This window comes from Streptomyces sp. NPDC090021 (genome assembly GCF_044748225.1).
Lineage (GTDB): Bacteria > Actinomycetota > Actinomycetes > Streptomycetales > Streptomycetaceae > Streptomyces.
Window position 1 is genome coordinate 46,802 of sequence record NZ_JBIVFO010000032.1, and the last position, 21,507, is coordinate 68,308.

20 protein-coding genes and 1 pseudogene are annotated in these 21,507 nt (G+C 74.7%); 13 read left to right on the forward strand and 8 right to left on the reverse strand.

All coding sequences use genetic code 11. The features are described from left to right. Positions 1-92: 92 nt before the first annotated feature. From ACIPXC_RS24565 to ACIPXC_RS24575, 3 genes are all read right to left on the reverse strand, one after another. The gene (locus tag ACIPXC_RS24565; RefSeq protein WP_401622033.1) at positions 93-1,364 is read right to left on the reverse strand and encodes an FAD-dependent oxidoreductase; all 1,272 of its coding nucleotides are present in this window, start codon (positions 1,362-1,364) and stop codon (positions 93-95) included. A gap of 167 nt (positions 1,365-1,531) precedes the next feature. Further along, a complete protein-coding gene (locus tag ACIPXC_RS24570) occupies positions 1,532-2,422 on the reverse strand; it encodes a TIGR01777 family oxidoreductase (RefSeq protein ID WP_401622036.1) in 891 nt (296 codons plus the stop codon). Between the two features lie 348 nt (positions 2,423-2,770). Continuing rightward, positions 2,771-3,442, reverse strand: coding sequence for a VIT family protein (locus tag ACIPXC_RS24575; RefSeq protein WP_401622161.1), 672 nt, complete (start codon positions 3,440-3,442; stop codon positions 2,771-2,773). 176 nt (positions 3,443-3,618) lie between these two features. On the opposite strand from ACIPXC_RS24575, the gene ACIPXC_RS24580 reads away from it, so the two are divergent. Further along, complete coding sequence (locus tag ACIPXC_RS24580) at positions 3,619-4,701, forward strand: PP2C family protein-serine/threonine phosphatase (RefSeq protein ID WP_401622039.1); 1,083 nt, start codon at positions 3,619-3,621, stop codon at positions 4,699-4,701. A gap of 117 nt (positions 4,702-4,818) precedes the next feature. Here the strand turns inward: ACIPXC_RS24580 and ACIPXC_RS24585 are convergent, their stop codons facing one another. After that, positions 4,819-5,070, reverse strand: a complete 252-nt coding sequence (locus ACIPXC_RS24585; protein WP_030961661.1) for a hypothetical protein — start codon at positions 5,068-5,070, stop codon at positions 4,819-4,821. A 106-nt stretch (positions 5,071-5,176) separates the two neighbouring features. On the opposite strand from ACIPXC_RS24585, the gene ACIPXC_RS24590 reads away from it, so the two are divergent. From ACIPXC_RS24590 to ACIPXC_RS24600, 3 genes and pseudogenes are all read left to right on the forward strand, one after another. Then, positions 5,177-5,548, forward strand: a complete 372-nt coding sequence (locus ACIPXC_RS24590) for an ArsC/Spx/MgsR family protein (protein WP_401622043.1) — start codon at positions 5,177-5,179, stop codon at positions 5,546-5,548. 173 nt (positions 5,549-5,721) lie between these two features. Next, positions 5,722-6,360 (forward strand): flavin reductase family protein, encoded by a 639-nt coding sequence (locus ACIPXC_RS24595; RefSeq protein WP_401622046.1) that lies wholly within the window; start codon positions 5,722-5,724, stop codon positions 6,358-6,360. Between the two features lie 16 nt (positions 6,361-6,376). Then, positions 6,377-6,550: pseudogene (locus tag ACIPXC_RS24600) on the forward strand (IS1182 family transposase); the annotation flags it as partial. 116 nt (positions 6,551-6,666) lie between these two features. Here the strand turns inward: ACIPXC_RS24600 and ACIPXC_RS24605 are convergent. Further along, positions 6,667-7,575, reverse strand: coding sequence for an alpha/beta fold hydrolase (locus tag ACIPXC_RS24605; protein WP_401622049.1), 909 nt, complete (start codon positions 7,573-7,575; stop codon positions 6,667-6,669). Between the two features lie 62 nt (positions 7,576-7,637). Between ACIPXC_RS24605 and ACIPXC_RS24610 the strand changes: the two genes are divergently transcribed. The 3 genes from ACIPXC_RS24610 to ACIPXC_RS24620 all read left to right on the forward strand — a co-directional run bounded on the left by ACIPXC_RS24610 (position 7,638) and on the right by ACIPXC_RS24620 (position 10,497). After that, positions 7,638-8,144, forward strand: coding sequence for a MarR family winged helix-turn-helix transcriptional regulator (locus tag ACIPXC_RS24610; protein WP_401622052.1), 507 nt, complete (start codon positions 7,638-7,640; stop codon positions 8,142-8,144). Then, positions 8,141-9,823: a PLP-dependent aminotransferase family protein gene (locus tag ACIPXC_RS24615; RefSeq protein ID WP_401622055.1), complete on the forward strand. Its 1,683-nt coding sequence runs from the start codon at positions 8,141-8,143 to the stop codon at positions 9,821-9,823. The genes ACIPXC_RS24610 and ACIPXC_RS24615 overlap by 4 nt, the downstream gene beginning before the upstream one ends. Before the next feature lie 140 nt (positions 9,824-9,963). Further along, positions 9,964-10,497: a hypothetical protein gene (locus ACIPXC_RS24620; protein WP_401622057.1), complete on the forward strand. Its 534-nt coding sequence runs from the start codon at positions 9,964-9,966 to the stop codon at positions 10,495-10,497. Positions 10,498-10,515: 18 nt separating this feature from the next. On the opposite strand, the gene ACIPXC_RS24625 is transcribed toward ACIPXC_RS24620, so the two are convergent. Beyond that, positions 10,516-11,472 carry a Gfo/Idh/MocA family protein gene (locus tag ACIPXC_RS24625; protein WP_401622164.1) on the reverse strand — a complete coding sequence of 319 codons (957 nt, stop codon included), beginning with the start codon at positions 11,470-11,472 and terminating at the stop codon, positions 10,516-10,518. Positions 11,473-11,672: 200 nt separating this feature from the next. On the opposite strand from ACIPXC_RS24625, the gene glnII reads away from it, so the two are divergent. After that, on the forward strand, positions 11,673-12,692 hold the full coding sequence (gene glnII, locus ACIPXC_RS24630; protein WP_401622060.1) for a glutamine synthetase: 1,020 nt from the start codon (positions 11,673-11,675) through the stop codon (positions 12,690-12,692). Between the two features lie 537 nt (positions 12,693-13,229). Further along, on the forward strand, positions 13,230-13,871 hold the full coding sequence (locus tag ACIPXC_RS24635; RefSeq protein ID WP_401622063.1) for a winged helix-turn-helix domain-containing protein: 642 nt from the start codon (positions 13,230-13,232) through the stop codon (positions 13,869-13,871). A 61-nt stretch (positions 13,872-13,932) separates the two neighbouring features. Here the strand turns inward: ACIPXC_RS24635 and ACIPXC_RS24640 are convergent, their stop codons facing one another. Further along, complete coding sequence (locus ACIPXC_RS24640) at positions 13,933-15,390, reverse strand: PepSY-associated TM helix domain-containing protein (RefSeq protein ID WP_401622066.1); 1,458 nt, start codon at positions 15,388-15,390, stop codon at positions 13,933-13,935. Positions 15,391-15,484: 94 nt separating this feature from the next. Then, positions 15,485-16,213: a hypothetical protein gene (locus ACIPXC_RS24645; RefSeq protein ID WP_401622069.1), complete on the reverse strand. Its 729-nt coding sequence runs from the start codon at positions 16,211-16,213 to the stop codon at positions 15,485-15,487. A gap of 63 nt (positions 16,214-16,276) precedes the next feature. Between ACIPXC_RS24645 and ACIPXC_RS24650 the strand changes: the two genes are divergently transcribed. The 4 genes from ACIPXC_RS24650 (at position 16,277) to ACIPXC_RS24665 (ending at position 21,496) form a co-directional block, all read left to right on the forward strand. Further along, the gene (locus ACIPXC_RS24650; protein WP_401622072.1) at positions 16,277-16,864 is read left to right on the forward strand and encodes a rhomboid-like protein; all 588 of its coding nucleotides are present in this window, start codon (positions 16,277-16,279) and stop codon (positions 16,862-16,864) included. A 150-nt stretch (positions 16,865-17,014) separates the two neighbouring features. Then, positions 17,015-17,812 (forward strand): tyrosine-protein phosphatase, encoded by a 798-nt coding sequence (locus tag ACIPXC_RS24655; protein ID WP_401622075.1) that lies wholly within the window; start codon positions 17,015-17,017, stop codon positions 17,810-17,812. A 166-nt stretch (positions 17,813-17,978) separates the two neighbouring features. Beyond that, positions 17,979-19,919 (forward strand): hypothetical protein, encoded by a 1,941-nt coding sequence (locus ACIPXC_RS24660; protein WP_401622078.1) that lies wholly within the window; start codon positions 17,979-17,981, stop codon positions 19,917-19,919. Positions 19,920-20,092: 173 nt separating this feature from the next. Next, positions 20,093-21,496 (forward strand): hypothetical protein, encoded by a 1,404-nt coding sequence (locus ACIPXC_RS24665; protein WP_401622081.1) that lies wholly within the window; start codon positions 20,093-20,095, stop codon positions 21,494-21,496. Positions 21,497-21,507: the final 11 nt, after the last annotated feature.

Below are 21,507 nucleotides of genomic sequence, written 5' to 3' on the forward strand. Positions count from 1 at the left end.
CAGCCCCGGATCGGCCGCCCCGGAGCGTCCTGTGCGCGGCAGGGGCCCGGTCCCGAGGCGGGAGGACCGGGCCCCTGGGTCGTGGGTGGTTCTCAGGCCGCCACCGGGAGTGCGGGCTCCGGGACCACCGGGAGCGGGATGCCGAAGTCGCGCAGGACCGCGCAGGCGGCGCGGCGGGCCGAGTGCAGGGCGCCCTGGACGGTGTTGGTGTCGCGGTGGTCGCCGCACACGTAGAGCCCGGCCAGTACCCGGACGGGGCGGCGCCGGTCGTGCGGCGGGGGCATCGCGGGGACGGCGTCCGGGGTGTGGTGGACGGCCAGCAGCTCCCACTCGCGGGTGCCGGTGTCGTAGAGGCGGGCGAGGCGCGAGGCGACGGTGCGCAGCGGTGGCGGCGGACCGAGCACGGTCGTGGTGACCAGGCTGCGGCCGGCCGGGGCCCGTGTGGGGTCGACCGCGCTCATGACGGCGGTGTGGCAGACGGGCCAGTCGGGGTCCCCGTCCACGATCAGCGAGGCGTCCCGGTGCAGCGGGGTCGCGGTGGCGTGGTGCAGGACGGTGAGCTCGTGGAATCCGGGCACGCGCAGGCCGGGCAGGAGTTCGGCGGCGGCGCGGGCGCCGGTGGCGAGCAGGACGGAGCGGCAGCGGAATTCGCCGTGCTCCTCGGTGGTGACCAGGTTGGTGGCCACCGACCGGACCGTGATGCCGGTCCGTACGGTGCCGGGCGGCAGGCCCGCGGCGAGCAGGTCGGGCAGGGCCGCCGCACCGCCTTCGGGTACGGCGAGGCGGCCGCGGGCGAAGGTGCGCAGGGCCAGGTCGGCGACCCGGCTGGAGGTGGTGAGCTCCGGGTCGTGGAGCAGGGCGGAGAGCAGCGGCCGGAGCACGCCGTGCAGGGTCCGCGACGGCAGGCCGCGGGTGCGCAGGGCGGCGGACGCGGTGCGTTCGGGCCGGGCGAGCAGCTTGTCCTCGGGCAGTGCGGCGAGCCTGCCGAGGGCGGCGCCGAGCCGGGCCTGGTCGAGGGAGCCGCTGGCCAGGGCGCGGGCGGGGGTGAGGGACGCGGCCCGCACCTGCCTGCCGTCGGTGTGGACCAGGGCCCCGGGCGAGAAGGGGCGCAGGACCAGGGCGCGCAGGGCGTGGGTGCGTTCGAGTTCGCTGTAGGCGGTGCTGAGCAACTGGGCCGTCCGGTCGAGCCGGAACCCGTCGGCGGATTCGGTGGCCATCCGCCCGCCGGGGCCGTCCGCGGCCTCCAGGACGGTGACCGTGACCCCGGCTGCGATCAGGTGGTGCGCGGCCGCGAGTCCTGAGACCCCGGCTCCTACGATGACGACGTCCGCATGGTGTGCGGCATTGGGTGCGCTGCTGAGCACGTGCCCCTCCCCGAGGTCGGCGCGGCTGTGTGGGGATCCTCCTTCCCCCAACCGGTCGCGCGGGAACCCCGGTTCGGCCGGGTATTGCGGACAGCTCCGGTCGCACAGCGGTCGCATCCGGGTCACGAACGGTCGCACACGGTCGCACGCCGTTCATTCGAGTGCGGCTATTCGAGTGCGGCGCGGATGGCCTGCTCGATGCCGGGGTCGCGGAAGACGAAACCGGACTCCAGGAGCCGGGCGGGGCGGGCCCGCTGACCGCCCAGCACGTCCTGGGAGAACTCCCCGAGCACGACCCGCAGGGCCACGGCCGGCACGGGCAGCACCGCCGGCCGGTGCAGCACCCGGCCCATGGCGGCGGTGACCTGCCGGTTGGTCAGCGGCTCGGGGGCGGTGAGGTTGACCGGACCGCTGAGCGAGGGGGTGTCGATGATGTGCCGCAGGGCCGCGACCTCGTCCCGGAGGGAGATGTACGGCCAGTACTGGCGGCCGTCGCCGAGCCGGCCCCCGACACCCGCGCGGAACAGGGGGAACATCCGCGCCCAGGCCCCGCCCTCCTTGGCGACGACCAGTCCGGTACGGGCGAACGCGGTCCGGATCCCGGCTTCCCGGGCGGGGGCGGCCGCGGCCTCCCACTCCACGCAGACCGAGGGCAGGAAGCCCTGACCGGCGGGGGCGTCCTCGTCCACGGGGCGGTCGCCGGTGTCCCCGTAGTAGCCGACCGCGGAGCCGCTGACCAGGACCGCGGGCGGCTCGTCGAGGCCGGCGAGGGCGTTCGCGAGCGCGGCGGTGCCCAGCACCCGGCTGTCGCGGATCTTCCGCTTGTACGCGGCGGTCCACCGGCGGTCCCCGAGCCCGGCCCCGGCCAGGTGCACGACGGCGCCGCAGCCGGCCAGCCCGGCCGGGTCCACATGGCCGCGCTCCGGATCCCACCGCGCCTCGTCCGGGGCGGCCGGCTCCCGCCGCACGAAACGCACCACCTCGTGGCCGTCCTCCCGCAGGGACCGCACGAGTGCACTGCCGATGAGCCCGGTCGACCCGGTGACTGCGATGCGCATGCCCCCATCCTGCCGGGTCGCTGCGCCGCGCTCGGGCCGTTCGGGGCGCGTCGTCGTCCTCCGCCGGAGGGGCGTCCCCCGGTGGACGTCACGAACCGGCGCTCCCGCGCCTCGATCTCCCCCGGCCACCGCTGACAACCGCACCCGAAGACCTGCGGAGGCAGGTTCAGGCCCCGCCGGCGTTCTGAGGCGCGGGGTTCGGGGCGGAGCCCCGGGGCCCCGTCAGGCGGTGGCGGCGCGGGGTTCGGGGCCCCGCCGGCGTTTGAGGCGCGGGGTTCGGGGCGCGGAGCCCCGGGGCCCCGTCAGGCGGTGGCGGCGCGGGTTTCGGGGCGGAGCCCCGGGGCCCCGTCAGGCGGTGGCGGTGCCGAGCCAGGTGCCGACCGCGTAGGTGACGGCCATCGCCAGGGCACCACCGGCCACGTTGCGGACGACCGCCCTCGGCACCGGCGCCCCGCCCAGCCGTGCGCTGAGCACCCCGCACAGCGTGAGCGCCCCCAGCACCGAGACCACCGTCACCGGCACCCGCGCCGACGGCCCCGGCAGGATGATCGCCAGCAGCGGCAGCAGCGCCCCCACCGTGAAGGCGACGAGGCTCGCGAAGGCCGCGTGCCAGGGATTGGCGAGTTCGTCCGGGTTGATCCCCAGCTCCACCCGGGCGTGGGCCCGCAGGGCGTCCCGCTCCGTGAGCTGCACCGCCGCCTCCCGGGCGACGTCCCGGCTCAGGCCCCGCTCCGCCAGCAGGTCGGTGAGCTCGTCGAGCTCCTCCTCCGGCTCTTCGGCCAGCTCCTTGCGTTCCATGTCGAGCGCGGCCCGTTCGGAGTCCCGCTGGGAGCTGACGGAGACGTACTCCCCCGCCGCCATGGACAGGGCGCCCGCCAGCAGCCCGGCGACACCGGCCGCCAGGATCGTCGCGCGGGACGTGGTGGAACCGGCCACGCCGACCACCAGGCCGGCGGTGGAGATGATCCCGTCGTTGGCACCGAGCACCCCTGCGCGGAGCCAGTTGAGGCGGGTGCTCATCCCCGCGCTCGCGGGGCCCTCGCCGGTGCCGTGCGCCTCGACGTGGGCGCGGCCGAGCGCCCTCCGGGGACCTTCGTTTCCCGTCACGCCACCACTGTCGCGGCCCGGGGCGCGGGGAGCCACCCGGCAGACCGGTCCGGGGTGCGCGGGCCGGGCCCGCGTACCAGGGTGGAGGGGTGAGACGCGGACGCGAGGATCCGGGCTGGCTGCACGGCGAGCCACCGCCGCGCTGGGCGCGGATCGCGCCCGCGGCGGCCCTGGTGGGACTCGTCCTCGCGCAGGCGCTGACGGCCGACGTGGAGCTGGGCTTCTTCCTGGCGGGTCTGCCCCCGGTGGCCGCCTTCGCCTACGGGGCGGCCGGGACCGCGGTCTTCGCCGCGATCGTCCTGCTGCTGCTGGGGGTGCACGACATCGGCGTCGCCCATGCCCGGGGCACGGACCTGGCCACGGTGGCCGTCGTCGGGCTGCTGAGCGTGGTCATCGCCTGGGTCCGCCAGCGCCGGGACGAACAGCTGGTCAGCGTGCGGACCGTCGCGGAGGCGGCCCAGCTGGCGGTGCTGCCGCCGGTGCCCGAACGGGTGGGCGAGGTGCGCTGCTCGGCCCTCTACCGGGCGGCGCAGCGCGGCACGCTGGTGGGCGGCGACCTGTACGACGTACGGGTCGGGCCGTTCGGGGTACGGGCGCTGGTCGCGGACGTGCAGGGGCACGGCCTGGCGGCGGTGGCCACGGTGGCGGCGCTGCTCGGCGCCTTCCGCGAGGCCGTGCTCGACGACGCGGAGCTGGCGGCGGTGGCGGTCCGGCTGGACCGGCGGTTGCTGGCGGACGCGGCCGACGCCCACGTCGACCATCCGGAGCTGTTCGCGACGGCGGTGCTGGTGGAGTTCCCGCCGGGGCTGGACCTCGTACGGTTCGTGTCGTGCGGGCATCCGCCGGCGCTGCGGCTGCGGGGGGCGGCGGTGGACGAGGTGCCGGTCGAGCCGGGCCCTCCGCTGGGTCTGGGGCTGGCGGGGCTCGATCCGCCGAAGGTGGTGGAGCTGCCCGTGCTGCCCGGGGACCGGTTCCTGCTGCACACCGACGGGGCGACGGAGGCCCGGGACGCGGCCGGGCACTTCTACCCGCTGGCGACCCGCGTGCCCTCACTGGCACGGGACCCGGCGGGACTGGTCGGGGCGGTGTGGCAGGACCTGGCGGCCTTCACGAACGGCGGGCCCGGCGACGACGTGGCCCTTCTGCTGCTCTCCCCGGACGGCCGCGCGTGACCTCCCCGCCCGGGGCCCGGACCGGGCGCGGCGTGGCCCGGACCGGGCGCGCCGCCCTGGAGGGGCCCGGCCGCCCGTGGAGGGCGGGCCGGAGCCCCGGCGTGCGGTGGTGAGCCGTCACGAGTCCTTGATGAACGCGCGCACCATCTTGCAGGTGACGTTGGACGGCCGGTGGATCCCCGTCCGGACGGCCATGGTCCGGATCTTCCGGTTGGTGGCGCGCTTGGCGTCATAGGTCCCCGAGTCGAGCAGGGATATCGCCAGCCGCATCGCCTTCAGACGGCGGTTGTGGCTCTCGTACCACTCGCGGGGCAGGCCCGCCGGCAGCGGCTTCTTCTGGACGGGCCGGACGGTGCTGGCAGTGGCCATCTACAGCCTCCCAAACGGTAGTTGGCTTCCTGTCGTTCTCCCTCGATTTTACCGGCGACCACTGACATCGACCCTGGCCGGACGGGCCCCGGATAGGGTCGGCGCCATGGAGATCTGGATCAATCCCGCGTGTTCCAAGTGCCGCAGCGCGCTCACCCTGCTGGACGCGGAGGGCGCCGACTACACCGTGCGCCGCTACCTGGAGGACGTGCCGTCCGAGGACGAGATCCGCGAGGTGCTGGGCCGCCTCGGACTGGAGCCGTGGGACATCACGCGCACCTCGGACCCGCTGTCACGGGAGACCGGCGTACGGGACCTGCCTCGCGAGGAGACCGACGCGGCACGGGCCCGCTGGATCGCCCACCTGGCCGCGCACCCGAAGCTCATCCAGCGCCCGATCATCACCGCGCAGGACGGCACCGCGGTGGTAGCCCGCTCCGAGGAGGCCGTCCGCGACGCGCTGTCCCGCCGCGGCTAGGAGCGTGTCCCAGTAATCAGCGCCGGGCCCATCATCGGACGATCAACCCACTCGTCCGAAACGCGATGCCGTATTTCCGCCAGCATCGGCGTCTCGCTCACGAGAGAGTCAGCGACGGTTCGCGTTCCTGATCGCGGACCTGTCCGTCTGGCACTCCGCGAAAGGCGCAGCGCATGCACGTCGTCCCCGGGCTCAAGGTCCTGTACTTCGGAACTCCGGTGGTGCTGATCAGCTCACTCAACGAGGACGGCACGGCGAACCTCGCGCCGATATCCTCGGCATGGTGGCTGGGCCAGTCCTGCATGCTCGGTCTCGGCAACAATGCCCAGACCACCGCGAACCTGCTGCGAGAAGGTGAGTGCGTTCTCAATCTGCCCTCATCGACGATGGCCGATGCCGTCGACCGGATCGCGCTCACCACCGGAAAGCCGACCATGTCGGACTACAAGAAGAAGCAGGGCTACCAGCATGAGTCCGACAAGTTCTCGACCGCACAGCTGACCGAACAGGCATCGGACCTGGTCCGGGCCCCCAGGGTTGCGGAATGCCCGGTCCAGCTGGAATGCAGGCTCGTCTCGGCCCACCCCTTCGGCGGTCCCGAACCGCGCGCCACCGCCTTCGAGGTCGAGGTCCTTCGCGCCCATGTCGAGGAAGACCTGGTCATCCCGGGGACGCACTACGTGGACCCGCTCGGCTGGGACCCGCTGATCATGAAGTTCTGCGAGTTCTTCGGCGGGGGACGCAACGTTCACCCGTCGAGACTCGCCGAGGGCTGGAACATGCCGCACCAGCTCCGGTCGACAACCGTCTGAGCAGGCATCCGGCGGCCTGGGCCGCGTCGCCCTGGACGGCACCAAGCTTGAAGCGAACGCCTCCAAGCACAAGGCGATGAGCTACGGCCGCCTCGTCGACAGGGAAGAGCGGGTCGAGGCCGAGATCGCCGCGCTGGAGGCGAAGGCCGCCGCCCTGCTCGCCGACGCCGAGGCCACCGACGCCAGGCAGCGACCGAACAAGTGAACCTGAAACCACGTCAACCTGCTCTGACTCGTACCGGACGCACGCGCGGGGTCCGACGACGCGGCGAGGTGTCGTGTCCGGGCGCCGCGACCCGGTGAACGCTAGGCCGTGTCCGGCCCCGATCCGCCGGACACCCCCTGGTCGGCGAGCAGGTGGGCGATCTCCGCAGCGGCCGTCAGGGGCAGCGCGTGGTGCGCGACCCCGGGCAGTACGTCGACCCGCGCGCCCGGCAGGGCCTCGCGTGCGGCGCGGGCCGCCCGGCCGGGGTCGTGGCAGCGGGCCCGCCCGGCGAACAGCACCTCCACCCGCACCTCCGCCCGTCCGCCCGGCGGCTGCGCGAGCCGGGCGAGGTCCGGCCCGGGGCCGGTGGCCGGGCGGGCCGCGGGGAACCGGGCGGTCTCGTCCTGGAGCCTGAGCCAGGCCGGGTCGAGGGCCGTCCCGCCGGTCTCCCAGGCGAGGAAGGACCGGATCCGCTCCGGGGTGGGCCGCAGCAGCATGGGCAGCGCGCGCAGGACGTAGCCGGGGCGGAGTCCGGCGAAGACCCGGGTCGGGTCGAGCAGGACGAGGCGGCCGGTCCGGGCGGGCCGCCGGGCGGCGTGGTGGGCGGCGATCCAGGCCCCGTACGAGTGCCCGCCGAGGGTCACCGGGCCGTGCGGGGCGAGCCCGTCGAGCACCGCGTCGAGCCAGCCGGTCAGGTCCTCGGGGGTCCGCAGGGGCCGCCCTGGTGCCGGGACGCTGAGCCCCGGTTCGCCCACGAGGTCCACGGCGTGCACGCGGTGGGTACGGGCCGCCCCGGCGGCGGCGCAGGCGCCCCACACCGCGGAGGTCGCTCCCCCTCCCGGGAGCAGCACCAGCGGCGGGGCACCGGCCGGGCCGCAGCTGTTGACGCGGGTGACCCCGTAGGGGGTCGGAAGGTCGACGGAGTCGACGGGGCCGGGCCAGCCGGCGAGCACCTCGTCATAGGCGGCGCGGAAGGCGGCGGAAGAGGTGGAAGGGGTGGTCCGGGACACGGGCTGTCCAATCTCTCGCCAGGCGATAATCTCGCTGAACGAGATACTAGGCAGGGGGCGATGTGCACGACAACCTCGAACCGGGCGACGGCCGACCGGGAGACCGCGAGCCGGGCGGCCGTGAGCCGGAGAACCTGGAGCTGGTGCACCTGCTGCGGGCGGTGACCGTCGAATTCGGCCTCCGCCAGACGGAGTTCGCAGCCCGCAACGGCATGCACCCCACCGACGTACGGGCCCTGATCTGCCTGCTGGACGCGGCCCGCGCGGCCGAGCCGGCCACGGCGGGCCTGCTCGGCGCCCGGCTCGGGCTCAACTCGGCGGGCACCACCGCCGTGATCGACCGGCTGGAACGGCTCGGCCACGTGGCCCGGGTTCGTGACGAGCACGACCGGCGCCGGATCCTGCTGCGGGTGGAGCCGGCGGCGATCCGGCTGGGCAGGGAGTTCTTCGGCCCCCTGATCGACGGGGTGCTGGGGGTTCTGGACTCCTTCGCTCCCGCCGAACGGGACACCGTCCGCCGCTTCCTGACGGCCACCCACGCCGTCTTCGCGCCGGAGCCCCGCCCATGACCGCCGCCGACCCAGGAGCGGACCCGGGAGCGGACCCTGGAGCCGGCACGCGCGCCGCCCCGGGCTCTGCCGCGCGCTCCGACTCCGGCTCCGACTCCGGCACGGGATCCGGCACGCGCTCCGACTCCGGCTCCGGCTCCGGCACGCGCTCCCGCTCCGACTCCGGCTCCGGCTCCCGCTCCGGCACGGGATCCGGCACGCGCTCCGACTCCGGCTCCGGCTCCGGCACGCGCTCCCGCTCCGACTCCGGCTCCGGCTCCCGCTCCGGCTCCGACCCGGGATCCCGCTCCCGCTCCGGCTCCGGCTTCGACCTGCACCTGGAGCTCCCCGCCGAGGGCGCGCGGCGCACCGCCCTCGCCCGGGCCCTGCGCAGCGCCGTGCGCAGCGGACGACTGGCCGGCGGGACACGGCTGCCGCCGTACCGGGCCCTGGCCGCCGACCTCGGTCTGGCCCGCAACGCCGTCGCCGACGCCTACGCCGAACTGGTCGCCGAGGGCTGGTTCACGGCCCGGCAGGGCTCCGGCACCCGGGTGGCGGAGGGGGTGGCGGCCGCACCCGCGCCGGCCGCCGGGGCCGGGCCCCCGCTCGAACGGCCCCGGTTCGACCTGCTCCAGGGCAAGCCCGACCCCGCCTCCTTCCCGCGGGGCCCCTGGGCCACCAGCGCCCGGCGGGCGCTGGCCGGGGCGCCCACCGACGCCTTCGGGCCCGGCGATCCGCGGGGCCGCCCGGAGCTGCGGCGGGCCCTGGCCGGCTATCTGTCCCGCACGCGTGGCGTGCGTACGGGCCCCGAGAACATCGTGGTCTGCTCCGGATTCGCCAACGGGCTGCGGCTGCTGGCGTCCGTGCGGCCCCGGGACTGGGCCGTCGAGGCGTACGGACTCCCCTTCCACCACGGCATCCTCGACGCCGCCGGGGTCCGCCCGCACCCCGTGGCGGTCGACGAGGACGGCGCCCGGACCCGGGAACTCCCCTCCCGGGCGCGCACGTTGCTGCTCACACCGGCGCACCAGTTCCCGACCGGGGGCCACCTGCTGCCCGCCCGGCGCGCCGCGGCGGCGGAGTGGGCGCGTACCACCGGCGGCGTGATCGTGGAGGACGACTACGACGGGGAGTTCCGGTACGACCGCAAACCGGTCGGCGCCGTGCAGGGTCTGGCCCCGGCGCACGTGGTGTACGCGGGCTCGCTCAGCAAGAGCCTCTCCCCCGCGCTCCGCCTGGGCTGGCTGGTCCTGCCGGACGCCCTGGCCGAGGAGGTGCTGGCGGCGAAGGGACTGCGGGAGTCCTGGGCGAGCGCGCTGGACCAGCTGACCCTCGCCGACTTCATCGACTGCGGGGCGTACGACCGGCACGTGCGGCGGATGCGGCTGCGCTACCGGCGCCGCCGCGACCAGCTGGTCTCCGTACTGGCCGCACGCGCCCCGCAGGTCCGGGTCACGGGTATCTCGGCGGGACTGCACGCCGTGCTGGAGCTCCCGCCGGGCCGTGAGGCCGATGTGCTCACGGCGGCCCGTGCGGCGGGGCTGGCCCTGGACGGCCTCTCCTCCTACCGGCACCCGGCCGCCGGCCCTGCGCCGTCCCGCGAGGGGCTGGTCGTCGGCTACGCGGCACCCCCGGACTCGGGCTTCACCCGCGCCCTGGACGTCCTGGCGGAGGTGGTCCGCCGGGCGGTGAACGGCTAGCGGGGGCTGCCGGGTCCGCAGGGGCTATGGGGACTGCGGAGACCGCGGGGACTGCGGGGTCTTCACATCGTCCCCACCCGCGGTTCTCGTAGGGTGGCCGGAGCGTCAAACAAGGACATACCGCACCGAAGGACTCCGTCGTGACCGAGCAGCAGCCGCAGGAAGAGGGCCCGACCACCCGCCCGCCCCAGCCGTCCCACCGGCACGCCGACTGGATGTTCGGCGGGGTCTACGGAACGGTCCTGGCCAGCGCCCTGATGGCCGCACTGAACCAGGAGGGCGAGGACTTCACCCCGTTCTACGACGCCAGCTGGGTCCTGGTGACGGCCGCCACGGCGGGGCTCGCGCACGGCTACGCGCACCACATGGCCTCCCACCGGGAGGGCTCCGGCGCACACCGCTGGCGGCTCCTGGCCCGGGCCCTGTGGGACGAGTGGCCACTGGTCGTGGCCACCCTGCCCACCGTGCTGCTGCTGACCGCCGCGGGGCTCGGCAACTGGGACGCCTACGACGTGACGGCCGCCGGGCTCGGCCTGAACACCGCACTGCTCTTCGGCTGGGGCGCGCTCGTGGCGCTCCGGGTCGGCCACCGGCTCGGCCGGTCCCTGCTGTTCGGCCTGGCCGACGCCACCATCGGCTTCGCCATCATCGTGGCCAACGCCCTCATCAAGTAACGCCCTCAAGCAGCGCCCTCACAGCGCGGGGAGCTGCGCCTCCGCCTGCGCGAGGATCTCCGTCAGCCTGGCCCCGAAGTCCGCGCCGCGCGGATCGGGCGTGCCCGTGCGGGCGGCGGTGAGCAGCGCGTCCAGGGCCCGCCCGTACGCGCCCGGTACGTCGCTCCAGCCGGGCAGTGCGTGCACGCCCTCGGAGCCGCGCAGTTCGAGCCCCACCCCGGCGGCCGCACTCGGCGCGCCCAGGCTGAGCACGGCGGTGCTGGCCGCGCCGGAGGCGTGCCGCAGTGCGAGCTGGACGACGTCGGAGGGGCCGCGGGTGGCGCTGACCTCGGTGACGTCGCCGAGGATCGGGATCAGGACCGACAGGGCGTGCGGCCCGACGTCCCACAGGCCGCCCTTGTCCTTGCGCCAGGGGGAGTCGGCGTAGGCGCTGGGCGTTCCGTCGGGCGGGAAGACGGCCCCGAGCCAGTGCGCGGCCGCGGTGAACCAGCCGGTGCGGGCGGCCTGTTCGGCGACCCAGCCGGCGGTGGGCTCGGCGAAGCGCAGGGTGAGGAAGACGACGGACGCGACGCCGTGGCCCTCGACCGCGTCGGCGACGGCCCGGGCGTCCCGGGGTGTCGTCGCGACGGGCTTGTCGAGCAGCAGGTGACAGCCGGCGGCGGCTGCGCGCACCGCCAGCGGGGCCTGCACGTCGGGTGGCAGGGCGAAGGCGGCGACGTCACAGTCGGCGAACAGCTCGTCGGGGTCTTCGTACACCTTCACGCCGTACTTCCGGGCCAGTTCCGCCGCGGCTTCGGGCCGGCGGCCCCACACTCCGGCGAACTCGGATCCGGTGTGCGCGGCGAGGGCCGGGGCATGGGTGCGGTGTGCCCAGGGGCCGGTGCCGAGCAGGCCGACGCGGGGGTGCGGGCCTGCGGGGGCCTGACCGGCGGTGGTCGGGGCGGGGTCTGCGGCGGGGCTCAAATCAGACGAAATGCTCACCCGGCCAGTCTGCCGCATGCGGACGGACGCCCGGACGCCAACCCGCACAAGCGGCGCGACCAGCGGCGTAAACCCCGGTAACACGGGGTTCACACACGGGCAACGGAGGAGAAACGGCGGGCGGGCACGCTGCGGTCAACACCGCAGCGATGAAGCAGCGGCCGGCAGCACCCGCAGAGTCTGAGGATGGGCCCGTGAGCTACAAGGCTGAGTACATCTGGATCGACGGCACCGAGCCGACGGCGAAGCTTCGCTCCAAGACGAAGATCCTGGCGGACGGCGCCGAGCTGCCGATCTGGGGCTTCGACGGATCGAGCACCAACCAGGCCGAGGGCCACGCCTCCGACCGCGTGCTCAACCCGGTGTTCTCCTGCCCGGACCCGATCCGCGGCGGGGACAACGTCCTCGTGCTGTGCGAGGTCCTGAACATCGACATGACCCCGCACGAGTCGAACACCCGCGCGCTGCTGCGTCCGGTCGCCGAGAAGTTCGCCGGCCAGGAGCCGATCTTCGGCATCGAGCAGGAGTACACCTTCTTCGACGGGGTCCGTCCGCTCGGCTTCCCCGTGGGCGGCTTCCCGGCCGCGCAGGGCGGCTACTACTGCGGTGTCGGCTCGGACGAGATCTTCGGCCGCGACATCGTCGAGAAGCACCTGGACCACTGCCTGGCGGCGGGCCTGGAGATCTCCGGCATCAACGCCGAGGTCATGCCCGGCCAGTGGGAGTTCCAGGTCGGCCCGCTGGGCCCGCTGGAGGTCTCCGACCAGCTGTGGATCGCCCGCTGGCTGCTCTACCGCACCGCCGAGGACTTCAACGTCTCCGCGACGCTGAACCCGAAGCCGGTCAAGGGCGACTGGAACGGCGCGGGCGCGCACACCAACTTCTCCACGAAGTCGATGCGCGAGGACTACCGCGCGATCATCTCGGCGTGCGAGGCGCTGGGTGAGGGCAGCAAGCCGCTCGACCACGTGAAGAACTACGGCGCCGGTATCGACGAGCGCCTGACGGGCCTGCACGAGACCGCCCCGTGGAACGAGTTCAGCTACGGCGTCTCGGACCGCGGTGCCTCGGTCCGCATCCCGTGGCAGGTGGAGAAGGACGGCAAGGGCTACATCGAGGACCGCCGCCCGAACGCGAACGTGGACCCGTACGTGGTGACCCGCCTCATCACGGACACCTGCTGCACCGGCCTGGAGAAGGACGGCCTGGTCTGACGCCCGCCGCTCCCCCGGACACCGCCGACACCCGCCGACACCCGCCGCGCCCCCGAGGCCCGGCGGGTGTCGGCGTACCGGCACTTCCGGGCGCACCCGGCGGTGCTCGGCGCCGAGGCGCTGCGGTGGGTGTGGGGCCTCTGCCCACGATGCGATACGCGTGACGGGACCGGACTGGCGCAGGCGGTTGGCGAGTTGATGAATTGCCCCGGTTTGCCGATGGGTCAGACCGGATGATGAGACCTTGATCCAGAATACGAGACACAGCCTGCCCCGGGGGCATCGCTTCTGCTTGAATGGGGCCATGGCCGGCCACCCGCACACCTCGTCAGGTCGCAGCGACCTCGAACCGTTCTGGCCGTCCCGTCAGGACCACGACTTCGATCGTGAGTGTTGCCGCGCGAAGAACGCGCCGGCCATCTAAAGCCTCCGGACCTCTCCTCCGAGCTCCTCCGGGGCCTTCGGTCTGCGCGGTACGACATCGATGACGCACGTACGTCTCCTGCCGGCCACTCCGCGTGAAAGAGCTGACCACTCATGGCGAACACCCGCTCCCTGAACTCGACCTCCGCTGCGACCGCTGCCCCGACCCGTCCGCCCGGTCCCCGCACCCGGCTGCGCGCCGTGGACCGTGACGAGGTGGCCCGCGTCGTGGACCTCCTCCCGCCCGGTGCCACCTGGCTGCCCGCGCCCCAGCACACCCTTCCGGCACTGCCGGGCCGACCGCCGATGGTCGGCTACCTGCTCCTCGTACCGGCGGACCAGCAGCCGCCGACCGGTTTCGCCCCGCAGGCCGTGGCCGCCGCGGCTGCCGTGGTCCAGCCGGTCGCCGGCGCCGCCGCCCAGCCCGCGGCCGCGGCCCCCGGTCCGGACGCCGCCCCGGGGGCCGGCCAGGACGACGCCCCGATCCGCATCGACGCGGCGCAGCGCACCGCCGAGGTCGACGGTCGCGTACTCGACCTGACGTACCTGGAGTTCGAGCTGCTGGCCCACCTGGTGAAGCACCCGCACCGGGTGCACAGCAGGGACCAGCTGGTCACCACGGTCTGGGGGTACGGCCATGTCGGCGACGGCCGGACCGTGGACGTCCACATCGCCCGGCTGCGGCGCAAGCTGGGCGGGTCGCACCGCGGCGCCATCCAGACGGTGCGCCGGGTGGGCTACAAGTACGCCCCCTGACCGACGGTGGGCCCGTACTCCTCCCGGGAGTGCGGGCCCACCGTCGGTCACCGGAGCCGCGCTACGCGGCGGTGGCCCCGGCCCCCGCCGCCCGGCGGCGTGCCACGAGACCGAGCAGCAGGTCCACCACCAGGAAGGCGGCCAGGCTGATCCCGAGCAGCGGGATGAACCAGCCCACGAGCGCGGTCACCGCGGCCAGCGGCAGCACCACGGTCACGGGCAGCTTCCGCCAGGCGCCGCGCGGCTGCGCGCGGCCCACGGACAGCGTGCGGTCCTTCGTCGGCCGGCGCAGCCACCACATGCGGTAGCCCCAGAAGACGAGGAACATCACGCCGACGGCCAGGGCGGCGAGCACGATCTGGTTGACGAGGCCGAAGGTCTGGCCCATGTGCAGGTCGATGCCGAAGCGGGTCATCTTCGCGAGCACGGGGTAGTCGGCGAAGCGCAGTTCGTCCATCACACGGGCGTCGGCCGGGTCGACGGCGACGGTGTCGAAGTGCACCGGCACCTGCTTGTCGTTCTCCTTGATCACGTAGCCCTTGCCCTTGGCGGGCAGGGTCACGCGGATCGCCTCGGTGACACCGGCGTCCCGGGCGGCGGCCACGGCCCGGTCCAGGCCGACGTCGGCGGTGGGCGCGGGCGCGGGCATCTCGGTGCCCTCGGGCATGGTGTGGCCCGCGTGCTCGTCGGCGCCGTCGGCCTCACCGCCCGGCTTCAGCTTGGCGGAGACCGCGGGAGTGGCGCCGCCGAGGCTGTCCTGGAGCTGCCCGATGTTCTCACCGGCGTACTTCGACCAGGTCAGGCCGGTGGCGGAGAGCACGATCAGTCCGGCGACGGACCAGAGACCGACGACCCCGTGCCAGGACAGGGTCCGGCGCCGCCCGGTGGCCTCCCGGTCCGGGAGGACGAGCTGCGAGGCGCGCTTGCGACGGCGGCCGATCCACAGGGCGAGGCCGCCGAGCGCGACCACCCACATCCAGCTGGCGGCGAGTTCGCTGTAGTTGCGGCCGAACTCCCCGAGCTGGAGGTTGGAGTGGAAGGTGCTCAGCCAGGCCCGCAGCGGCAGTGCGTCGCCGACGGTGGTGAGCTGTCCGCGCACCTCGGCGGTGTACGGGTCGACGAAGACGGTGAGCGTCTCGCCCTCCGCGAGGCCCGGACTCTCCATGATCACCCGGGTGGTGGCCTCGGCGTCGGGGCCCGGCCAGACGGAGACGACCTCGCCCGTGGGTGCGGCGCCCTTGGCCGCCTCGACCTGGGCGCTGAGCGGGAGGGCGGCGTCGCCGACGCGGGCGACGGTCAGCTCGTCGGCGTAGACGATCTTCTCCGCCTGCCAGGAGGCGGCGTAGAGCAGCCCGGTGGCGGCGGCGAGGAACAGCAGCGGGGCGATGAGCAGGCCCGCGTAGAAGTGCATACGCAGGAGCAGCGGGCGTACGGCGGCCCAGCTGCCGCCGCGGTTCCTGGGGTCGGCGGGCGGGTCGGCGTCCGGGGTACGGACGTCCTGGGCTTCTTCAAGGGACATGGTGGTCCTAGGTGTCGGCGAAGGCATGGGGACGGCGGCCCCAGGTCTCGCCTCCCCTCGCACGGGTGCCGTGGAGGTGCGCCGGATCAGCGGATCAGGCGCGGGCAGGACGGCCGGGGGCCGTGGAGCGGAGGGCACTGCCGCTCCACGGCGGCCCGCGGCGCACCACGGCGTGGGCGTGGACCGCCCCGCGCAGCCGACGCGGCCGGGGGAACCGGGCGCGGACCACGGGCGGGGCCGACGGCGCGGCCACCCGGGCCCGCACCGGTTCGAGCGCACGGGCGAGGGGCCGGGCGGCGTGCAGGGCCGCGGCACCCAGGACCCGGGCCAGCCGGAAGACGGCGGCCTCGCCCCGCGCCAGCCAGGCGGCGCAGAGCAGCCCGGCCATCACGTGCGCAGCGATCATCCCGGCGCCGCCGTGACCAGCCGCTCCCGCCATGTCGGCCATGCCGGCCATGTCAGCCATGTCGGCCATGCCGACCTCGTCCGCCGTGCCGGCCTGGCCGGGGTGCGCAGCGGGCATGTGGTGGTGCCCCGGCGTCGCGGCGGGCCCGGAGACGGACCGCGCCGCCTGACTGCCGGAGAAGACGAGGTGCAGCACACCCTGTACGGAGAGCACCGCGGCCGTGATGCCCAGCGGGCCCCGCCGCCGCCCGGCGACGAGCCAGGCCAGCCCGAAGGTCACCCCGAAAGCACCCAGAAGGCCGAAGACAGGGACATCCGTCCCGGACATGTGCGAATGCCCTGTAGCACCCAGGGCGACGCACATCGCCGCGAACATCGCGGCTCGGGTGGCGCGCAGTGGCGCGAAGGATTCGAACATGGCCGGGACATGTTCGCACGGGGCCCCTTGGTCTCCGCCAGGGGCTTATCCGATCATGAGCAAGTGAATCCAATTCCGTGGGGAGCGGTGTACGCCGGCGGGGTCCAGCTCGGGGCCTACGCCCTGGAGCGCACCGGACCGGCCAACCGGGAGCGGCTGCTCCGGGACTGCTCGACGAATGTCGACAACCTGGCCGCCGGTCGCTGGGAAACGCTGCTGAGCAGCGCTCTCGTCGTCGAGGAACCGATGCCCCTGCCGTACGCGCTGCTGCTGGTCGCGGTGCTCGGCTACGCCGAGTACGCGTACGGGGCCTGGTGGACGGCCGCGGTGTTCCTCTTCGGGCACGCCTCGGCGACCCTCCTGGTGTACGGCGCGCTGCGCAGGACGGCCGATGCCGCGACCCGGCGCGCCCTGGACGTGGGCACGAGCTACGGGTTCAACGCCGTCCTCGGCGCACTGACCTCCACCCTGCCGCGCGGGGCCGTCCGCACGGCCGCCCGGGCGGGACTGCTCGCGCTCGCGGCGGCGCCCGTACTGGGGCGCGGCCGGACCTTCACCGACGCCGGGCACCTCGCGGCGCTCGGGATCGGCATAGGGGTCTCGCTGACTCTCGATTGCCTTTCAGGTACGAAGCGTCAGAAAATGGCCTGAATCGCCCCACCGTCGTACGACCGCAGCCCTACCCGACCGCTCCCCCGATCGACCACACCACCGCACCGCCCCACCACCACACCACCGCACCACCACATCGCCACATCGCCACATGACACGAGTAACTCGAACACCGCTGGAGCCGCCACGATGACCGCCACCCCGTCCACCACCGTCGCCAACCTCCGCGACCTCGGCGGCACCCCGCTCTCCGGCGGCCGTACCGTCCGCCCCGGCCTGGTCCTGCGCTCCGGCCAGCTCGACCGGCTCGACCTCGACGCCGACACGGTGGTGGCGGCGCTGGACGTGCGCACCGTCATCGACTTCCGCACCGACGCCGAACGCGCCGACCACCCCGACCGCATACCGGCCGGGGCCCGGCTCCTGGTCGCCGACGTCTTCGCGGACAAGCTGCGCGAGGCCGGCAGGAAGCCCGCCGCCGCCCAGCTCAAGGACCTGCTCGCCGACCCGGTGGTGGCCGAGGAGCACCTGGGCGGCGGCAAGGCGCAGGCCCTCTTCGCCGACATCTACCGGTCCTTCGTGGGCTCCGGCTCCGCGCAGGCCGCGTACCGCTTGCTGCTCACCGAGGCCGCCGACCCGCAGGCGGGCCCCCTGCTGTTCCACTGCACGGCCGGCAAGGACCGCACCGGCTGGGGTGCGACGGTGATCCTGGCGCTGCTCGGCGCGGACGACGACACCCTGATGGCCGAATACCTGTCGGTGAACCCGGCGGTGAAGCAGGCCTTCGCCCCGATGATCGAGGGCTTCACGGCGGCCGGCGGCAACCCGGACATCGCCCTCGCGCTGATCGGGGTCTTCCCCTCCTACCTGGAGGCCGCCCTCGACGAGGTCGAGACGCGCTACGGCTCCATGGAGAAGTACGTGCGCGAGGGCCTCGGCGTGCCGGACGAGACCGTCGAGGCGCTCCGCGCCCGTCTGGTGGTCTGAGCCGCCCGGCCCGAGCGCACCGCGGGGCGGGCTGCGGGCCACGGGCGGCAGGCCACGGGCCGAGGGCGGCCGGCCGAGGGCAGCAGGCGGCAAGCGGCAGGCGGCAGGCGGCAGGCGGCAGGCGGCAGGCGGGTGACCATCCGACGATTCGCTCGTTCTGCTGAACGTGACTGCGCCGGATACCGCCACCCGCCCCCAGCCTCCCGCGGCCGCCGTGCCGCCCGACGTCGAGCAGGCCGAGGCAGCCATCGTCGAGCACTACCCGCGGCTGGTGCGGCTCGCCTATCTGGTGCTGCCCCCCACCCTCGGCCGTAACCGGCGGGTGCTCACCGCCCACTCGCTGGTCCAGCGGGCGCTGCCGCGCGGGCGGCGGGACGCGACGGCGGGCGCCGCCGCGGTGCAGGGCGGGGTTCCGGGGCAGCGCGGCGGCCCGGACGACTCCGGCTACGCGTACGTCCGGCTGCGGGTGCTCCGCGCGGCCCTGGAGGCGGGACTCCCGCTGACGTTCCGGGCGCTTCCCCGGCGCGCGCAGCTCCCGCCGGCGCTGCCGCAGGTGTGGGGCCTGCGGCTGTTCCCCCGCTCGGGCGGGGCCGAGGAGCTCGCCCTCGACCAGTGGCTGGCCACCCTCGACGGGCCGGGCCGGGCCGCCTGCGTGCTGCGCGCCCTGGAGCGGCTGCCCGAGCCGGAGGTGGTCCGCGTGCTCGACGAGGCCGGCGTCCCGGATCCGGCCGCCGCGGTCGCGGAGTCCGGCGACCCGGCGAACGACGCCCTGTTCGCCTCCCCCGAGTTCGACCCGTGCGTGCTCCAGGCCCGGCCCACCGACCTGCTGCGGCGCCGCCGCCTCTCGCGGGCCGCGCTGGCCGCGGGGGCCGCCCTCGCCGTGTGCGGGGCGCTGCTGGCGCTGCCCGGCGGGGGCTGGGGCTCGGACGGCGCCGCCGCCCCGCCGTACGCGCGCAACGCCGCGGCCGAACAGGCTCTGGATCCCGCCGAGCTGGTCCGGGCGGCGCCCGCGCTCTGGCACACGTCCTCCCGTACGGACTTCTCGACCTGGCCGGCCCGCGGGGACCGCGCGGACGACACGGCGCTGCTGCGCCGGGCGCTGGCGGTCTGGGCGCGGCCCGGCTCCTCCGTGGTCGTCTCGGCCACGCCGGGGACCCCGTCCGGGCCGCCGATGGGGCCGGCGCAGCTGCTGTTCGCGGGCGCCGTCGACCAGGCCGTGGTGGTCCTGCTGTACGACGGCCTGCGCGTGGTCCGCTACGCCGAACCGCGCTCCGGTTCCGCGGGCGCGGCCCTGGACTTCGCCCGGACCGACGGTGCCTCGGCGGACACCGCGACCGCGCTGGTCGTCAGCCGCGTCGACGGCAACGTCCGCTATCTCACGGCGCCCTGGGTGACGGGGGCGGCCCTGCGGGACCTGCTGAAGCCCGACGGTCAGCCGGTGGTGCTCAAGCCGACCCCGGACGGGGTGACCCCGCCGGTGCCGGGACCTGCTCCCACGGGCGACTGCACGAGCTGGAACGCCCTGTCCCTGACCGGGGACGGCGCCACCCGGCTGATCACCGACCTGGGCGAGCTGACTCCGGCCCGGCTCACCTCGGGGGCGCCGGGGGCCGAGCGGAACGTGACGGAGGCCGCGGAGCTGGCGGACTGGTCGCGGATCGCCTGCCTGCTGCCCTCGGTCCGCTCGCACGGCGTCCGCACGGTCAACTCCTGGACGTACGCGAAGCAGCCGCTGCCGGAGGGCGGCGGGACGGCAACCTGGCTCTGCACCCGGGCCGAGACGTGGCAGGGTGCGGCGGACCGCGTGCAGGCCCAGTTCCTGGCGCCGGGCGCCGCGACGGCGGCGCAGGCAGCGGCCGCGGAAGGGGCCGCCGCCTGCGGGCCCCGGGAACCTCGGGTGCTGGCGGGCGTGCTGTGGAAGTCGCGTGCGGGCCAGTGGTACGTCCTGGCGGCGGGCAGCGCGCAGTTCGCCTCGCTGTCGGTGTCGGGCGGCGGGGTGAACGGCTCGGCGAACGGTAACCGACTGGCGGTCAAGGCACCGGCCGGCGCCCAGGTGGACCTGTCGGGAAAGCTGACGGACGGCTCGACGGCGGGCGTCCTGCGCTGACGCCGGAGGACGGGCAAGTCGGCCGCGACGTCGCATGAAGATTCAACGACCAAGTGGCCGTGGGGAGTTGGCGGGATACGGACATGACGGTCACCGCGCACACATGGCATGATCGGGTTCCGGTTACCGATCGGTAATCCCCCACACCCCTGCCCCTTTTGAAGGTCCACCACGTGCGCACGCTTGCCCGCAGCCTCCTCCTGCCCGGTCTGACCGCCCTCGCGCTCACCGCCACCGGCTGCGCCTCGACATCCCACGATGGCGCCGCCGAACCGGCCGTCCCCGCTCGCCTCACCCCGTCCGCGGACGGCACCTCGCAACAGCTGGACGTGGCGGCCGCACCCCAGGGCGAGCCCACGCCCGCGGCCGTCGCCCGGGGCGGCTCGAAGGGCCGGACCGAGAAGTCCACGCTCAAGGTCGCCTCGTACGACGCCACGACCGGCCGGGCCGTCATAGCCAAGGCCCCACCGAAGGGCCCCTCCCCGACGCCGTCCACGGACAAGTCGCCCGAGGCCGACAAGCCCGTGGCCGCGGGCGACGTCATCGCCAGCGCCCCCGCGCCCGGCGCCCCCAACGGCCTGCTCGCCAAGGTCACCGAGGTCGTCGGCAAGACCGACCACGGCACCGAGGTCAAGACCGCGCCCACGACGCTCGCGGCCGTCCTCAACGACGACAAGGCCGACGGCAAGGTCCCCGTCGACCCCTCGACGGTCGTCGTGGAGCCCCTGATGAAGGGCGTCACCTTCTCCTGGGCCAAGGGAGACGGCCTGAAGTTCGGCCCCGAGGGCGGGAAGCTGCCGCTCGGGAACCTGCGGCTCGACGTGAACGCCTCCGTCGACACCGCGCCGGACGCGCCCGCCTCGGCCGGAGCCTCCGTCTCCGGCTTCGTCCAGCTCGCCCCGCAGGTCGAGTTCTCCTACGACGGCTCCCAGGGCGGCGGCTCCGGCCCGCGCGGCGCCTTCCTCGGGATGAGCGGCGACTGGTCCTCGCAGTGGAAGCTCCAGGGCCGCGCCGCCGCGAGCACCGGAGCGCCGAAGCGGATCCCCTTCGCCAAGCTGCACAGCTCCCCGGTCATCCAGGTCGGCCCGGTGCCGGTCGTCGTCAGCCTCGGACTGACCTGCTACATCCAGGTGGAGGCCGACGGCAAGGTCACCCTCGACGTCCAGCAGGACGTGAAGGGCGACTTCAAGGTCGGCGGCAGCTACGCCTTCGGCAAGGGCTGGACCCCGGTCAGCGCGTCGAACGTGAAGAGCACGCCCGTCCAGGCGACCGTCACCGCCGCCGGCAAGGTCAGGGGCGCGCTCGGCGCCGAGGCGTCCGTCGGTCTCTACGGCGCCGTCGGCGTCACCGGCGACTTCGCCCCCTACCTGCGCGGCGAGGCCGACGTCGCGGCGACCGCGTCCAGCGACGGCAAGGCCTCCGTCAGCGGTGCCTGGGCCCTGTACGGCGGCTTCGACCTGAGCGGGAACCTCCAGCTCCAGCTGTCCCTCTTCGGCACGCCCGCCTTCGAGCGCAAAATCCCGCTGGGCTCGCTGAACCGCGAATGGGCGCTCGCGAGCGGCAGCACCGGACGATAGCCGCAGACGAC

Bases quoted from the DNA above. Each gene is read 5' to 3' on its own strand.
- ACIPXC_RS24570 (WP_401622036.1), bottom strand. From the start codon at position 2,422: ATGCGCATCGCAGTCACCGGGTCGACCGGGCTCATCGGCAGTGCACTC.
- ACIPXC_RS24575 (WP_401622161.1), bottom strand. From the start codon at position 3,442: ATGAGCACCCGCCTCAACTGGCTCCGCGCAGGGGTGCTCGGTGCCAAC.
- ACIPXC_RS24585 (WP_030961661.1), bottom strand. From the start codon at position 5,070: ATGGCCACTGCCAGCACCGTCCGGCCCGTCCAGAAGAAGCCGCTGCCG.
- ACIPXC_RS24590 (WP_401622043.1), top strand. From the start codon at position 5,177: ATGGAGATCTGGATCAATCCCGCGTGTTCCAAGTGCCGCAGCGCGCTC.
- ACIPXC_RS24595 (WP_401622046.1), top strand. From the start codon at position 5,722: ATGCACGTCGTCCCCGGGCTCAAGGTCCTGTACTTCGGAACTCCGGTG.
- ACIPXC_RS24615 (WP_401622055.1), top strand. From the start codon at position 8,141: ATGACCGCCGCCGACCCAGGAGCGGACCCGGGAGCGGACCCTGGAGCC.
- ACIPXC_RS24635 (WP_401622063.1), top strand. From the start codon at position 13,230: ATGGCGAACACCCGCTCCCTGAACTCGACCTCCGCTGCGACCGCTGCC.
- ACIPXC_RS24640 (WP_401622066.1), bottom strand. From the start codon at position 15,390: ATGTCCCTTGAAGAAGCCCAGGACGTCCGTACCCCGGACGCCGACCCG.
- ACIPXC_RS24645 (WP_401622069.1), bottom strand. From the start codon at position 16,213: ATGTTCGAATCCTTCGCGCCACTGCGCGCCACCCGAGCCGCGATGTTC.
- ACIPXC_RS24655 (WP_401622075.1), top strand. From the start codon at position 17,015: ATGACCGCCACCCCGTCCACCACCGTCGCCAACCTCCGCGACCTCGGC.